Here is a 1,303-nt window from a genome sequence, read left to right as displayed (position 1 = left end):
TTGATATTATCCCCTTTAAGTAGACATTCAAAAAAACCTCCATGATATGGTGGAGGAAAGAATGATGCTTGGAGGGGGTTTTTTCTATGGCTAAAAAAGGGCAGAGGTTTGAGAAGTATACAGACGAGTTTAAACAGAACGCCGTGATGAAATACATTAATGGTTCTCAAAGTTACAAAGCTTTAGCGGAAGAATTAGGAATAAAAAATAGTACACAGCTGAAAGTCTGGGTGAGGAAGTGGAAAAACGGTGAGCCGTTTGATATTCGAAGTCGCAGTGAGGTAAATCCTATGCATGGTAGGCCACGCACAAACTTTAAAACAATTGAAGAAGAGAGAGATTACCTGAAAGCGCAGGTGGATTACTTAAAAAAGCAGTATCAAAATCTCGAAAAGGAGGGAAAATCACGCAAAAAATAAAGTATGAAACCGTGGAAGATTTAAGGAATAAAGCTCCTGTTACCTGGTTGTTAGAGATTGCTTCCCTCCAACCATCCAGCTATTACAAATGGAGAGCTAGTAAAGTAAAGCGCGAAGAAAGGGCCAATCAAGATCATGACATCCAAATGCATATGATGGGGATTCATTTTCTTCATCCGGAAACAGGTTACCCTACTATGACGCGTTTATTAAAAGAAAGTGGTTACCACATCAACCACAAAAAGGTGTATCGATTGATGAGCGAGATGGGCATTCAATCGGTGATTCGTAGAAAGAGGAAAAGGCATGGATACACTCCATCTGTGATCAATCCCAATAGGCTAAAACGAAACTTTAAAGCAAATGGAACGAATCAGAAAATGGTGACGGACATTACTTATGTATCAGATGGTAAACGATTCTATTACTTATCTGTGATTCAAGATTTATTCAACAATGAGATCGTAAGCTGGCAGCTTTCTAAACGCAACGATTTAGCGCTTGTACTAGATACAGTTGCGCAATGGACAAAGAAAAAAGACGTAACGAAAGCCGTTCTCCATTCGGATCAAGGCTTTCAGTATACGTCTAAGGCATACAACACACGAATAGAAGAATACGGCGTTAAGGGCAGCCACTCTCGCAAAGGAAACTGCCTGGATAATGCCTGCATTGAGTCCTTCTTTTCGCATCTCAAAACAGAGAAGTTGTATATCAATCAGTGTAAAACAGAAAACGAGATCAGACAAGCAATCGAGGATTACATCTACCACTATAACTACAGACGTTTCCAGAAGAAATTAAAGCAACGCGCGCCGATTGAATATCGACACGCGTTGGCAGCGTAGTTTTTTTAGACTGTCTACTTGACAGGGGTAGGACCA

The 1,303-nt window shown here is 40.3% G+C and carries 1 protein-coding gene; it reads left to right on the top strand.

Translation table 11 applies throughout. The features are described from left to right. The first annotated feature begins 86 nt into the window (after positions 1 to 86). A protein-coding gene (locus Q4550_RS23150; RefSeq protein WP_303536518.1) for an IS3 family transposase occupies positions 87 to 1,267 on the top strand; the annotation gives its coding sequence in 2 pieces (ribosomal slippage) (positions 87 to 378 and positions 378 to 1,267; 1,182 coding nt in all). Positions 1,268 to 1,303 lie beyond the last annotated feature (36 nt).

Source organism: Anaerobacillus sp. 1_MG-2023 (genome assembly GCF_030547345.1).
GTDB classification, from domain to species: Bacteria; Bacillota; Bacilli; order Bacillales; family Guptibacillaceae; genus Guptibacillus; species Guptibacillus hwajinpoensis_B.
Note: the sequence above shows the minus strand (reverse complement) of the source record. Positions and strands in the feature narration are given on the sequence as shown.